Source organism: Pseudoalteromonas sp. Xi13, assembly GCF_003952205.1.
GTDB lineage: Bacteria > Pseudomonadota > Gammaproteobacteria > Enterobacterales > Alteromonadaceae > Pseudoalteromonas > Pseudoalteromonas atlantica.
On sequence record NZ_CP034439.1, the window covers coordinates 2,461,803 to 2,475,941 of the forward strand.

General features: G+C 43.2%; 10 protein-coding genes. 3 read left to right on the forward strand and 7 right to left on the reverse strand.

Going from position 1 to position 14,139, the window contains the following annotated elements:
- Window positions 1-100: 100 nt before the first annotated feature.
- Window positions 101-2,074, reverse strand: a complete 1,974-nt coding sequence (locus tag EJ103_RS11125; protein WP_126007675.1) for a monovalent cation:proton antiporter-2 (CPA2) family protein — start codon at window positions 2,072-2,074, stop codon at window positions 101-103.
- Between the two features lie 133 nt (window positions 2,075-2,207).
- On the opposite strand from EJ103_RS11125, the gene EJ103_RS11130 reads away from it, so the two are divergent.
- Complete coding sequence (locus EJ103_RS11130) at window positions 2,208-3,104, forward strand: GGDEF domain-containing protein (RefSeq protein ID WP_054983464.1); 897 nt, start codon at window positions 2,208-2,210, stop codon at window positions 3,102-3,104.
- A 67-nt stretch (window positions 3,105-3,171) separates the two neighbouring features.
- On the opposite strand, the gene EJ103_RS11135 is transcribed toward EJ103_RS11130, so the two are convergent.
- The 6 genes from EJ103_RS11135 to lpxB form a co-directional block, all read right to left on the reverse strand.
- Entirely contained in the window at window positions 3,172-3,510 is a 339-nt protein-coding gene (locus EJ103_RS11135) for a hypothetical protein (protein ID WP_004586942.1), read from the reverse strand.
- Window positions 3,511-4,815: a tRNA lysidine(34) synthetase TilS gene (tilS, locus tag EJ103_RS11140; RefSeq protein WP_126007677.1), complete on the reverse strand. Its 1,305-nt coding sequence runs from the start codon at window positions 4,813-4,815 to the stop codon at window positions 3,511-3,513. It abuts the gene before it with no gap.
- A gap of 91 nt (window positions 4,816-4,906) precedes the next feature.
- Window positions 4,907-5,863 carry an acetyl-CoA carboxylase carboxyl transferase subunit alpha gene (accA, locus tag EJ103_RS11145; protein ID WP_004586940.1) on the reverse strand — a complete coding sequence of 319 codons (957 nt, stop codon included), beginning with the start codon at window positions 5,861-5,863 and terminating at the stop codon, window positions 4,907-4,909.
- A 16-nt stretch (window positions 5,864-5,879) separates the two neighbouring features.
- Window positions 5,880-9,371: a DNA polymerase III subunit alpha gene (gene dnaE, locus EJ103_RS11150; protein ID WP_054983466.1), complete on the reverse strand. Its 3,492-nt coding sequence runs from the start codon at window positions 9,369-9,371 to the stop codon at window positions 5,880-5,882.
- Window positions 9,372-9,374: 3 nt separating this feature from the next.
- Entirely contained in the window at window positions 9,375-9,977 is a 603-nt protein-coding gene (gene rnhB / locus EJ103_RS11155) for a ribonuclease HII (protein ID WP_126007679.1), read from the reverse strand.
- Window positions 9,967-11,124 carry a lipid-A-disaccharide synthase gene (gene lpxB / locus EJ103_RS11160; protein WP_054983468.1) on the reverse strand — a complete coding sequence of 386 codons (1,158 nt, stop codon included), beginning with the start codon at window positions 11,122-11,124 and terminating at the stop codon, window positions 9,967-9,969. The genes rnhB and lpxB overlap by 11 nt, the downstream gene beginning before the upstream one ends.
- Before the next feature lie 291 nt (window positions 11,125-11,415).
- Here lpxB and EJ103_RS11165 point away from each other — a divergent pair, with 291 nt between their 5' ends.
- On the forward strand, window positions 11,416-12,999 hold the full coding sequence (locus EJ103_RS11165) for a cytochrome ubiquinol oxidase subunit I (RefSeq protein WP_126007681.1): 1,584 nt from the start codon (window positions 11,416-11,418) through the stop codon (window positions 12,997-12,999).
- The gene (cydB, locus tag EJ103_RS11170; protein WP_024033821.1) at window positions 12,996-14,135 is read left to right on the forward strand and encodes a cytochrome d ubiquinol oxidase subunit II; all 1,140 of its coding nucleotides are present in this window, start codon (window positions 12,996-12,998) and stop codon (window positions 14,133-14,135) included. The genes EJ103_RS11165 and cydB overlap by 4 nt, the downstream gene beginning before the upstream one ends.
- The last annotated feature ends 4 nt before the right edge of the window (window positions 14,136-14,139 follow it).

Here is a 14,139-nt window from a genome sequence, read left to right on the forward strand (position 1 = left end):
AATCGCAGAGCAAGCTTTGAAACCAACTGAGCTGGATAACTACCTCTGTGTTATTTTAATAACTTGCATCTATGTCAGTAAAAAACATCAAATGCATTTTTTATTCAAGCCCATCGAGTAGGTAATGCTCTACTCGCTCTACCCGCCTAGGCTTACCTTGCAATACCAGTACATCGTTTGCGCACAATGTGGTGCTGGTTGATGGGTCGTCTATTTCTTGCCCCTCTCGGCGCAAAGCTTTTACAGTCACGCGGCGTTTAGGTAAGTTAAGCTCATCTATTGTTTTATCCACCGCATAGGCTTGATCTGGCAACGCAACTACGTGCAAATATTCTAAGCGCTCAGAGGAGGTTTCTTCATTGTCTTTAAAGTAACCGGCGTAAAAACTTTGCATAAGCGGGTAGCGATTACGGCGCTCTTTACTAACACGGCGTACAATGCGTGTCATCGGTACACCCGACATCGACAACACATGCGAAACCAACATTAAGCTTGCCTCTAACGACTCAGGCACCACCTCAGTAACCCCCAGCTCTTTTAAGTTGTTTAATTGGCTGTCGTCGCGGGTTCTTATTAGTATTTTAACGTTGGGTGCAAGCTGCTTTATGGCGTCTATTACCACGTGTGCATGTTCAAGCTCTGTAAAAGTAATAATCACTAAGCGTGCTCGCTCTACCCCTGCGCACTTTAAAATATCTTTTTGTTTTACATAGCCAAATATTACTGGCTCACCTGCGGCTTTGCCCTCTTGTACTAAAATAGGGTTACTTTCTATGGCAACGTAATCTATGGCTTCGGGTTTTAAAAATCGCGCTATAGTTTGTCCTACGCGTGAAAAGCCACAAATAACCACGTGATCGTTATATAAGGTGCTACTTTTAGGCTCGCTCTCCCTCGCCATACTGGGGTGATCTAAAATACCTAATTGCTTTAAAATTAGTGGGGTTTTATCAATTAAAAACGGGGTTAGCGCCATCGATAGCACCCCCAAGGCAATTAAAAACGACGCCTGCTCGGAATTGAGTAACTCATGCTGACTTGCCAAAGCAATAAGCACAAACCCAAATTCTCCCATTTGCCACAGCATAACGCCGCAGGCTAACGAGTCTTGATTACGCTCATGCATTAATCTGGCACTGAATGCCAGCACGGTAATTTTTAATATTAACAAGCCAAATAACGCGCCAATAATTACAAAACCATGTGAAAGCACAAATAAAATATCGAGCTGCATCCCCACAGTTACAAAAAACAGCCCCATTAAAATATCGCGAAATGGCCTAATATCAGCCTCTAGCTGATGGCGGTAATGGCTCTCTCCTAACATCATGCCAGCTAAAAATGCCCCAAGCGCCATTGATAAACCAAACATGTAAGTTAAAAAGCCGGCAAATAACGCCACCAAAATTGTGGTAAGTACAAACAGCTCATCGGTTCGTACCTGCGCTATTTCTTTAAATACCTTAGGCAGCACCCATTTACCAATTGCCCACAGTAATAAGCACACAAACGCGCCTTTTGTAAGCGCAAATGCCAGCGCCCAACTAATACTTTGCGAATCGCTTGAGGCAAACAATGGCAAAATAATAAGTAGGGGCACAACGGCAATATCTTGAAACAGTAATACGCCCACCGCCAGCTGCCCACGGCGCTGGTTTAGTTCGCCAGTTTCTTTTAATAGCTTAACCACCACCGCGGTTGAAGAAAGCGCCATAATTGTGCCAATGGTAAAGCTAGTGAGTAAGCTAAAATTTAAGCAATATAAAATAATAATGAAGAGCAAGCTGGTAACACCAACTTGTAACGAGCCCAGTCCAAACACAATATTGCGCATGGCCATTAGCCGCGATATAGAAAATTCGAGCCCTAAACTAAACAATAAAAATACGATGCCCAGCTCAGCAATAAACTCAATTTCGTGAGATTGAGCAAGCCAACCAATGCCATGGCTGCCCGCTAAAACGCCTGTTGCTAAATACGCCAAAATAGGCGGCAAACCAATGCGCTTAAAAAACCATACAAAAAGCACCGCCGCCACTAACAAGCCAAAAATTTGAGCGTTTATACTTTGCAAATTCGGCCTCCAGCGTCAATTAAACTACGGAATGAACTTTAAATATAGCAACCATATGTTTATCAAGCAATTTTAAAATATGGCATAAAAATAGCTTAGTTATTGCAAAGTAACACCCTGGGGGAAGATTTTAATGGAAAATGTCCATATTTTGACACAACGCGTGTCTGGGCGCGGCGATTTTTTGCCGTTTTCAGCAGAGCAAACACACACAAACGAAACAGCGGCAACGCACGATTTAGTTACCGAGCTACAAACAAGCCTAGTAATAGAAGATGTGTTGGCTATTTATGCAAAATTTGCCAAACAGCTACTTAACTTTTCAGGGCTGCAGTTTCAATCAACGCTCGGCACTGCACAAACCTCAGATAGCAACACGAACACTAGCCCGTATTCTTACGATTTAGCTATTGGTCGCGAGCACTTAGGACAGCTAATTTACTTTAGCCAATACCCTATTAGTAAAGCGATTGAAAACAAATTACGTGCTTTGCACAGCGCCCTTGTGTACCCACTACGTAACGCAATGATGTACAGCCGAGTGTTAAAACTTGCCACAAAAGATGCGCTCACTGGGTTAAATAACCGTAGCCAATTTAATGACATGTTATCGCAAAAGCTCGAAAACTGCCGCCGTTACCAGCGCCCTTTTAGTTTAATGCTGCTTGATTTAGATAACTTTAAGCAAGTAAACGACAACTATGGCCATAAAGTAGGTGACGATGTTTTAAAAGAATTTTCGCAGGTACTTTGTAGCAGTATACGCGGCACCGACTCCGTGTTTAGATTTGGTGGCGATGAGTTTTCGCTGATTATTGAAGACCCCGAGTTTACAACAAACAAAGTGGTTGCTGAGCGCATTATGCACTTAGTCAGAAACTCAAGTTTAATGTCTAAATACAAAGTAACCACCAGCATTGGCTTTACCCTAGCCAATAGCCAAGATTGCGAAACAGCAATATTTGCTAGAGCCGATAAAGGCTTATATAAGGCAAAGGCCTCTGGGCGCAACTGTGCAAAAGCATATTAGTATTTATATAACTGTATTATTTATAAAAGCTTAGCTTCCCCCGCTGAGCTTTTTTATTACTGTTTAATTATTTATTAGCCAGTAATTTATAAACAAACAAGGCTGCACAAAAGCCAAAAAAGAAGCCGCTCACTAAATTAAGCAATGCTGTTATGCTTGCAAGCGGGGTAAATAACACTAAAACCAATGGTAAGCTTACGCCTAAAATAAAAAATAACCCGCCTTTACCTAACCAGTAGGCAAGCAGTAATACCGCCGATACCACCCCGCCCACAACGGCATAACCTAATGTAATAATATTAAGCTCTAGTAATACATTGGCAATAACAGCAACTAACGCTGTTATTAACATACCCATCGGCGCTTTGCTAACTAGCGATAAGCCTACATGTGGCTGATCTTTCATTTATTTACACTCCCAAAAAATGCCGTTTACGTCTTGGTGTTTTTCACTTACAAAATAACCAACAACTTGCACAAGCTCATCGTTATAAAATATTAAAGGCACGCGCTCTCTTAACCACGGGGCTACTTTTGCATCTTTAAACCAGTGTTTAAGCGTATTGCTGCCTGGCTTTTTTAACGGCTTTATACGCGCACTATTACGATTAAAGCGCACGGTGACTTGCTCGTTTGGCAGTGGGGCACGTAGGCCTTTACCGTGTTGCTTTATTAATACGCGCCCATCATTAAGTGCAAGCTCATTGCTCGTTAGCGTTTCATCGGTTAATAGCGTGTGTGGTGTAACAAAATACAAATACCCTTGATGGCGTCGTATTTGCCCCTCGCTTAAATCAACTTGCATTTGCGCATCAGCCTGCGCATTTATGGCTTGGTTAATTATTTGCAAAAGCTGCTTTTGTGAGGGCATTACTTGGGTAAATAAGCTAAGCCATGCACGAACCACATTGGTTATGCGCACGTCGCTGTAGGTGGTTAGCTGGCTAACGCTCAGTGCTTGATGGGCGTTTACGCTTTGTTTTAAATCAAGTTCAGTGTACTCATCAAGTAGCGCTTGTTGTTGCTGTAGTAACTCAATGCTGCGCCCAGCACAGTGCTCAAAACCTTTAAAGCGCTTTGCAAGTAAAGGCACTACACGTGCACGTAAAAAGTTACGATCAAAACGCTCATCGGTATTTGAGTCATCAGTAATGTGCGTAATATTAAACTCTATGGCAAAGTGCTCTATATCACTGCGCGTTATGTTTAAAAGCGGCCTGTAGCATATTCGCCCGCTTTGTAGTTCACGCATTTTTTGCATTGCGCCTAACCCTTTTAAGCCAGATCCGCGCTTTAACCGCAGTAAAAACGTTTCTATTTGATCGTTTAAATGCTGACCCAGCAAAATAACGCTGCTCGCGGGGCTTAGCTCATCAAGTGCTTTGTAACGCGCCTCACGTGCCTGCGCTTCGAGGCTTGCTCGTGTTTTTGGGTTTATTGTTACCTGCGCGGCATTAAACGGTACATTTAGCTCAGCGCACAAGTTTTGGCAAAAGCGCTGCCAGTCATTCGCGTATTGGCTTAAACCATGATTAACATAAATCGCGTTTACGTTTAGCTTTGGTTGCGCTTGTTTTAATAAGTGCATTATATGAAGCAATACCACCGAATCCACGCCACCCGAAAGCGCCACCGTAAAGTTATACTGCTGGTGCTTAAAAAAGTGCTCAAGGGCGTGTTTAACGTGCTGATAAATAGGTGATGCTTGCATGGATACGCTATAAATTTAATGTTTGCAGTATTTTAAAACAAAAAAGCCGCATAAGCGGCCTTTTTTAACAATAAATGTGTTGGTTAGCTAATTAGCAGTAACCAAACGACATTAAACGTTTGTAGCGTTGATCTAGCATGTCTTCAAGCGATAGCGCTTGTAAGTCAGCAAGGTCACGTTTTAAACGTGTTTTCAAGTTACGTGCCATTGCATCGTAATTGCGGTGTGCGCCCCCTAAAGGCTCTTCAACTAAGTTATTAATTAAATCAAGCTCTTTAACGCGCTCTGCAGTTACACCCATTGCCTCTGCGGCAAGTGGTGCTTTATCGGCGCTTTTCCATAAAATTGAAGCACAGCCTTCTGGCGAAATTACTGAGTACGTGCTGTATTGCAACATGTTAACTCTGTCGCCAACACCAATGGCTAATGCACCACCAGAGCCGCCTTCGCCAATAACCGTACAAATTGTGGGTACTTTAAGTGCCGCCATTACTTTTAGGTTACGTGCAATTGCCTCAGACTGACCGCGCTCTTCAGCGCCCACACCTGGGTATGCCCCTGGGGTGTCGATAAAGGTCATAATTGGCATTTTAAAACGCTCGGCCATTTCCATTAAACGTAGCGCTTTGCGGTAGCCTTCTGGTTTTGGCATACCAAAGTTACGTTTAATTTTTTCAGCTGTATCACGCCCTTTTTGCTGGCCAATCACCATTACTGGTTCGCCATCTAAACGTGCAACACCGCCTAAAATAGCCGGATCGTTAGCAAAAGTACGATCGCCTGCAAACTCGTCAAATTCCGTGAAAATGCGCTCGATATAATCTCGAGTGTAAGGACGCAACGGATGACGCGCTAACTGCGATACTTGCCAAGCGCCTAAATTTGAGAATATTTCCTCTTTTTGCTTAGCGCTTTTTTCTTTTAATTTGCTGACTTCCTCTTCTAACTCAAGGTCTAATTCGCCAGCGCGGCTTATGCTTTGTAATTCTTCAATTTTTGCTTCTAATTCTGCAATCGGAAGCTCAAAATCAAGATAATTGAGGCTCATGCTCTAAACTACCTAATCAGTTAAATTCTAGTTCTACATCTTGTGCCGCCATGAGTGATAACTTATGAATTAAGTCGTCGCTCGGCGTAACACACCATTCGATCCCTAGGGTTAATTGAGCCAACGCATCGGGGCGCTGGTAATAAACCTTGATCGGACACGTTCCCATTTTATAAGGTTCGAGTACTTTTTGTAATTTATCGAAGAAACCTGCCTCGATTTGCACCATGTTCAGCGTCATTTTAATCGCTTTAATGCGTTTTTCACGCGCTTGAGCAATGGTGTTTATTTCTCTGGCGGTCATTGTAATGCCACCGGAGAAGTTATCAAAGCTGACCTGTCCAGATATTACCAAGATATTGTTTACTTGAAGCATTTCTTGGTACATTTCGAACTGTTCAGGAAACAAGCGTACATCAATACGGGCGCTCTTGTCATCTAAAGTTATTAAGCCCCAACGATTTCCTTTTTTATTAATTAAGGTCCGCGCTGAAATAACTAAACCCGCCGCCGTAGAGAGTACATCACGATTTGTTGGCTGTAAATCCACCAGCTTGCCGCTTGTGTAATGTCTAAGTTCACGACGATACTGATTTATCGGATGCCCTGTTAAATAAAGGCCTAGCGTGTCTTTTTCGCCATCAAGCCATTGGTTATCAGTAAGCGGCGTGGCTTTAATAAAGGCTTGCTCAACTTCATCAGGCTCGGTGGCCAGTAAGCCAAATAAATCGCTTTGCCCAAGTTGCTCAGCTTTGTTGTGCTGATCGGCAGCGCGCATGGCATCTTTTAAACTTGCCAGTAATGTTGCACGCCCTGCTTGGGTTTTCTCTGGCCCGAGTTGATCAAGTGCACCGGCGTAAATTAATTTTTCGGTTACACGTTTATTTAAGCGTTTTAAATCTACACGGGCACAAAAATCAAATAAATCTTTAAATGGGCCGCCTTTTGCGCGCGCTTCTAAAATGGCCTCTACCGGCGCTTCACCTACACCTTTAATAGCACCAATACCGTAAACAATTTCACCTTGCAGGTTTACCGTAAACTTAAATTCTCCGGCATTTACATCAGGCGGTAATAAGGTGAGCTTCATGTTTTCACATTCATCCACCAAGATTACTATTTTGTCGGTGTTATCCATATCGGCCGACATTACCGCAGCCATAAATTCTGCCGGATGGTGCGTTTTCATCCACAGCGTTTGGTACGAAACCAGTGCATACGCTGCCGAGTGAGATTTATTAAAACCATAACCTGCGAATTTTTCTACCAGGTCGAAAATTTTAATCGCCAGTTCGCCGTCTATACCATTATTGCGTGCACCTTCTTCAAAGGTTGAACGCTGCTTGGCCATTTCTTCGGGTTTTTTCTTACCCATTGCACGACGTAGCATGTCGGCGCCACCAAGCGTATAGCCTGCTAGTACTTGGGCAATTTGCATTACTTGTTCTTGGTACAAAATAATGCCGTAAGTAGGCTCAAGTATGGGCTTTAAGCTTTCGTGTTGGTATTGGGCATCTGGGTATGAAATTTCTTCTCGGCCAAGCTTACGGTCGATGAAGTTATCTACCATGCCTGATTGCAGTGGGCCTGGGCGGAACAAGGCTACCAATGCAATCATATCTTCAAAGCAATCGGGCTTTAATCGGCGTACGAGGTCTTTCATGCCGCGCGATTCTAGCTGGAATACCGCGGTTGTTTCGGCGCGCAGTAATAGCTCTATACTTTTTTTATCATCCAGTGGAATGGTATTTATATCAACGGGCGCTTTGCCTTCGCGCTTCATGCGCTCGTTGGTCATATCCACAGCCCACTGCAAAATGGTCAAGGTACGTAAGCCCAAGAAATCGAACTTAACTAGGCCTGCGGTTTCTACATCGTTTTTATCAAACTGTGTTACCGGAAACTTACCTTCGTCATCGCAATAAAGTGCAGCAAAGTCGGTAATGGTCGTCGGCGATATTACAACACCACCGGCGTGTTTACCGGCATTACGTGTACACCCTTCGAGGATGCGACACATATCGATTAAATCTTTTACCTCTGAGTCGCCATCGTAGGCTTCTTGCAAACGCGGCTCTACCTCAAACGCTTTGGCAAGCGTCATCCCGGGATCCCCTGGGATCAGCTTAGAAATTCGATCAACAAAACCATAAGGGTGGCCAAGTACACGCCCTACATCCCGTATTACTGCTTTTGCAGCCATGGTACCAAAGGTAATAATTTGTGATACCGCGTCCCGCCCATACAATGCCGATACATGGTCAATTACCTCATCACGCCTGTCCATACAAAAATCGACATCGAAATCGGGCATTGATACACGTTCAGGGTTTAGAAATCGCTCAAAGAGTAAATCAAATTCAAGCGGGTCGAGGTCGGTAATTTTAAGTGCGTATGCTACTAACGAGCCTGCACCTGAACCACGCCCAGGGCCTACCGGTATATTGTTATCTTTACTCCACTGAATGAACTCCATTACGATTAAGAAGTAACCCGGAAAACCCATTTGGTTAATTACACCAAGTTCTACTTTTAAGCGCTCGTCGTATTCGCCTCGTTTTTCTTGTCGCTCTTGTTCATCGGGGAATAAAAACTGTAGTCGCTCTTCAAGGCCGTCTTCTGAAACTTTAACTAAAAAGTCTTCAATTTTTAACGAGCCGGTTGGGTAATCAGGCAAAAAGTAAGTGCCTAATTGCACCGTTACATTACAGCGTTTGGCTATTTCTACCGTATTTTGCAGCGCTTCAGGGATATCGCTAAATAGCTCTGCCATTTGCTCAGGCGTTTTTAGGTATTGCTCTTGTGAGAATCGTTTAGGGCGGCGTTTGTCATCAAGGGTGTAACCGTCAAAAATAGCCACACGAATTTCGTGCGCTTCAAAATTTTCGGGCTTTAAAAAAACCACTTCGTTTGTGGCAACAACGGGCAGCTGCTCTTTTGCTGCAAGCTCTACCGCCATATGCAGGTAGTCTTCTTCAAGCGGACGGTCGGTGCGAATAAGCTCTAAATAGTAATGATCGCTAAAATGCTGCTTATAAAAGCTCACTACAGATTCAATAACGCCTGGGTTATTTTTTAATAAGGCTTTACCTAAATCACCATCTTTTGCGCCTGAGAGAATAATAAGCCCTTCTTTGTGCTTAACTAGCCATTCTCGGTCAATCACTGGGCGATGAAATATATGCCCGCGTTGGTAAGCTTCAGATATTAATAAGGTAATGTTTTTATAACCGTCGTTATTTTTAGCTAGCAACGTAATACGGCTTGGCTCATCTGGAAACTCTGGGCTGCGCAGCCAAAAATCGGCTCCCACTATGGGTTTAATACCGGCACTGTGGGTTGCGCCATAAAAACGCACTAAACCACAAAAGTTCATTTGATCGGTAATTGCCAGCGCGGGCATTTCAAGCTCTTGCGCTTTAGCAACAATAGGCTTGGTTTTAGCTAAGCCATCGACCATTGAAAAGTCTGAGTGAACCCGTAAATGTACAAAATCTGGAGCGGCCATTATTTATGCCTCGCCCTTTGCTTGCATTAGCACACGTTGTACCGGCTTAAAGCTTTTACGGTGCTCATCAATAGCACCGTATTGCTCAAGCGCAGCAAAATGTGCTTTAGTTGGGTACCCTTTGTGCCCTGCAAACCCGTATTGCGGGTAGCGTGTATCAAGCTCAAGCATTTCATCATCACGCGCTACTTTGGCTAAAATAGAGGCTGCTGAAATTTCAGCCACTAAACTGTCGCCTTTAACAACCGCTTGAGCCGGCATAGCTAATTTAGGTAAGCGGTTACCATCTACAAATACAAACTCTGGTTGTGTACTTAAGCCCTCAACTGCACGCGTCATTGCAAGCATAGTTGCATGCAAAATGTTTAATTCGTCAATTTCTGTTGGGCTACAACGACCAATAGCATAACACAGCGCTTTTTGTTTTATTTCTATAGCCAGTGATTGGCGCTTTTTGTCGGTTAGCTTTTTAGAGTCAGCTAAACCTGCAATAGGATTCGCTGGGTCAAGTATTACCGCAGCGGTAACAACATCGCCGACAAGCGGGCCACGCCCTACTTCATCTACACCGGCAATTAAGGTTACGTTGGGTCGTTCAATTTGCATTTATTAACTCCGCCACAGCATTAGCTGCTTGTTTGCTGGCATTTAATCTAATTTTTTCGTGGATGGCTAAAAAGCGTGCTTTTAGTTCTTTATTATCGGTATTTAGCATAGGCGTAAGTGCGCCCGTTAAATTAGCCACGTTACATTCACTTTGTAAAAACTCCGGCACTAGCTCTTCATCGGCTAATAAGTTTGGCAGTGAAAAATATTTAATATTAAAGGTAAACAAGGTTTTAAAAATCCAATAACTCATTGGCTTAATTTTATAACCCACCACCATAGGCTTTTTATACAGCATGCCTTCGAGCGTTGCTGTGCCTGATGCAAGTAAAATGGCATCGGCTGCTTGCATGGCTAGTTTTGACTGACCATCGAGTAGGTTTACATTTAAATTTGGTGCAGTGGCATTTAAAATTTCACTAAATTGCGCTTTGCGTTTTTCGTTAACCAGCGGCACCACTATTTTAAGGTCTGGGTTTTGCGCTTGTAACTGCGCAGCTGTATTTATATAGGTTTCGCTGAGCAAGCCTACTTCTGAGCCACGGCTACCTGGCAGTAAAGCCAGTACTTTGTCGTCGGTATTTAGGCCAAGTTCTTGGCGGGCTTGGCTATCGTCGTGCTCAAGCGCTATATCGTCAGCTAAGGTGTGCCCTACAAATGTACACGGTACTTGGTGCTTATCGTAAAATTCTTTTTCAAACGGCAGCAGAGCAAGCACTAAATTTGTGGCAGCACTAATGGTATGAATACGTTTTTCGCGCCATGCCCAAACCGACGGGCTTACGTATTGAATTGTTTTAATACCGGCATCTTTTAAAGGCTTTTCTACGCGTAGGTTAAAATCGGGCGCATCAATACCGATAAATACATCGGGTGGGTTATCTTTAAAGTGCTGCACCAGCTGCTTACGTATTTTAAGTAAACGCGGCAAACGCCCTAATACTTCAACCAGCCCCATTACCGAGAGCTCGTCCATGTCGTAAAGCGTTTTACAGCCTTGCGCCTGCATTTTTGGCCCTGCAATGCCTTCAAAAATAGCATCTGGAAAGTGCGTTTTAAGTGCTTTAATTAAGCCTTCGCCTAAAATATCGCCCGACAGCTCACCTGCCACAATACCAATACGTAGTTGTTTTTTCTCTTTATTCATTCGACTTTATTTATCAGGCGTTCATAGCGGTTAGTTTACCGTGTTTTAATGTTTGGTTAAACGCTTTAAATTAACGATTATTTGTAACTAATTTAGTACCAAACGATTGTTTGTATTTCATACTGATGTAGCATGGTGAATATATATTAACTTTTTCTAATATGTTTATTGACAAAAATTGTGCAAACGTAAATAATATTCCAAACTTTCAGTAATTACTGAAAGTTCATTAATTTTAACTTTGCCAATTATTAATTGCCTTGTTAACCCGTCACCCTCAAGGAGCCAAAAATGATAGATGAAACCTTTGTGGATCTATCGCGATTGCAGTTTGCTGTTACCGCACTCTTCCATTTCTTATTCGTGCCTTTAACCATAGGTATGACCTGGATTTTAGTTATTATGGAATCGGTTTATGTTATGACCGGTCGCGAAATTTATCGTGATATGACTAAGTTTTGGGGAAAATTGTTTGGTATTAACTTTGCTATTGGGGTGGCAACGGGCCTGACCATGGAGTTTGAGTTTGGTACTAACTGGTCTTATTACTCGCATTACGTAGGCGATGTATTTGGCGCCCCGCTCGCTATTGAAGGCTTAATGGCGTTCTTTTTAGAGTCGACCTTTGTGGGTATGTTCTTTTTAGGCTGGGATAGGTTAACTAAACGCCAACATTTGGGCGCTACATTTTTAATGGCGCTAGGTACTAATATGTCGGCGCTGTGGATATTAATAGCTAACGGGTGGATGCAAAACCCAGTAGGGGCAGAGTTTAATTATCAAACCATGCGCATGGAAATGACCAGCTTTGCAGAGCTTGTATTTAACCCTGTGGCGCAGGTTAAGTTTATTCATACGGTATCGGCAGGTTACGTAGCCGCTTCTATGTTTGTACTGGGCATTAGTAGTTGGTACATATTGAAAGGTCGCGATTTAGCCTTTGCTAAGCGCTCGTTCTCGGTTGCATCGGGCTTTGGTTTAGCATCCATATTGTGTGTCATTTTATTAGGTGACGAATCAGGCTACGAAGTAGGCGAAGTTCAAAAAGTAAAACTTGCCACCATAGAAGCTGAGTGGCATACCGAAGAAGCACCCGCTGCGTTTACCGCGCTTGGTTTTCCTGACTCAGATGAGCAGGTAACTCATGCAGCAGTAAAAATACCTTACGCACTGGGTATTATTGCTACCCGCTCTTTAGATGAGCAAGTTATTGGTATTTCTGATTTAGAGAAAAAACACGAGGTACGCATTCGTAACGGCATGATAGCGTACGAATACCTCCAAAAGCTAAGAAATGGCGATGACAGCGAAGAAAACATAGCTAAATTTGATTCTCTTAAAGCCGATTTAGGTTATGGCTTGCTGCTTAAGCGCTATACCCCCAATGTGGTAGATGCCACAGAAGAGCACATTCAAATGGCAGTTAAAGACTCGTTCCCTAAAGTAGGCCCTATGTTTTGGTCGTTTAGGATAATGGTGGCCTGTGGTGTAGCTATGCTGGCCGTGTTTGTATTGGCATTTTATTACAACGCACACCGTATTATTGAGCAAAAACGTTGGCTACTGTGGGCTGCAGTATTAAGTATTCCACTACCATGGATTGCAATAGAATTTGGCTGGATCGTTGCTGAATATGGTCGCCAGCCTTGGGCTATATCAGAAATATTACCGACCTTTTTAGCCACCTCGTCACTGACGGTAAACGATATTTTAATTAGCTTAACTGGGTTTATTATTTTTTACACTGGCCTTGCCATTGTAGAAGGTTGGTTAATGGTGCGCTTTATTAAACAAGGACCAAGCTCGTTACATACAGGTAAGTATCACTTTGAGTTACCAAACAAAACAGATAAAGACGCAGGAGAGCAATTATGATTTTTGATTATGAAACATTAAAAATGCTGTGGTGGTTGCTCATTGGCGTACTGCTAATAGGCTTTGCAATTACCGATGGCATGGATATGGGCGTAGCGATGCTGCTTCGCCTAGTTGGTAAAACAGACTCAGAGCGCCGCACGGTAATTAACACCATTGGCGCCCACTGGGACGGTAACCAAGTATGGTTTATTACCGCAGGCGGCGCTTTATTTGCAGCGTGGCCTATGGTGTATGCCGCTGCATTTTCGGGCTTTTACTTTGCCATGATGCTGGTATTGTTTGCGCTATTTTTTAGACCTTTAGGTTTTGATTACCGCTCAAAAATAGACTCTAAACGCTGGCGTAATAACTGGGATTGGGGCTTATTTGCAGGCAGCGCCATTCCGGCTTTAGTATTTGGTGTGGCATTTGGTAATTTATTTTTAGGTGTACCGTTTAACATTGATAACTTACTGCGTGTAAGTTACCAAGGCTCGTTTTTTGGCTTACTCAACCCATTTGGCCTACTGGCAGGTTTAATTAGTATCACCATGTTAATTGCCCATGCAGGCATGTGGCTACAACTGCGCACAGCAGATGCCGTAGCAGAGCGCTCAGCGCAATATGGCCGCTACGCATTAGTGGTATTTATTGTACTGTTTGCGGCTGCGGGTTTTTGGGTAGCAAACATAAATGGCTACCAAATTGTTTCTATGCCTGATACGCAAAGCCATGCAGATCCGTTGGCAAAAGTTGTAAGCACAGCGCAAGGTGCGTGGCTTAATAATTACAGCGAGCGCCCATGGACAATGACCTTCCCTATTTTAGGCTTTGTTATGGCACTCAGTGCTTTACTGTTCTCTAAACTAAACAAGCCAGCGCTAGGGCTTATTTCAACCAGCATTATGTTAATTGGCGTTATTATGACGGCGGGTGTGTCGCTGTTCCCATTTATTATGCCATCTGTTAATAACCCAGATATTAGCTTAACTATTTGGGATGCGGTGTCGAGCCACAGAACGCTTAATATTATGTTTGTTGCTGTTGTTATATTTATTCCGTTAATTTTGGCCTACACCACCTGGTGTTACGTAAAAATGTGGCGCAGAGTAACGGTAGACGAAATTGAAAACAACACGCACGGTAGCTACTAAGGAG

Coding starts and splice junctions, on each gene's coding strand:
- EJ103_RS11130 (WP_054983464.1), top strand. CDS start 2,208: ATGGAAAATGTCCATATTTTGACACAACGCGTGTCTGGGCGCGGCGAT.
- EJ103_RS11135 (WP_004586942.1), bottom strand. CDS start 3,510: ATGAAAGATCAGCCACATGTAGGCTTATCGCTAGTTAGCAAAGCGCCG.
- tilS (WP_126007677.1), bottom strand. CDS start 4,815: ATGCAAGCATCACCTATTTATCAGCACGTTAAACACGCCCTTGAGCAC.
- accA (WP_004586940.1), bottom strand. CDS start 5,863: ATGAGCCTCAATTATCTTGATTTTGAGCTTCCGATTGCAGAATTAGAA.
- dnaE (WP_054983466.1), bottom strand. CDS start 9,371: ATGGCCGCTCCAGATTTTGTACATTTACGGGTTCACTCAGACTTTTCA.
- rnhB (WP_126007679.1), bottom strand. CDS start 9,977: ATGCAAATTGAACGACCCAACGTAACCTTAATTGCCGGTGTAGATGAA.
- lpxB (WP_054983468.1), bottom strand. CDS start 11,124: ATGAATAAAGAGAAAAAACAACTACGTATTGGTATTGTGGCAGGTGAG.
- EJ103_RS11165 (WP_126007681.1), top strand. CDS start 11,416: ATGATAGATGAAACCTTTGTGGATCTATCGCGATTGCAGTTTGCTGTT.
- cydB (WP_024033821.1), top strand. CDS start 12,996: ATGATTTTTGATTATGAAACATTAAAAATGCTGTGGTGGTTGCTCATT.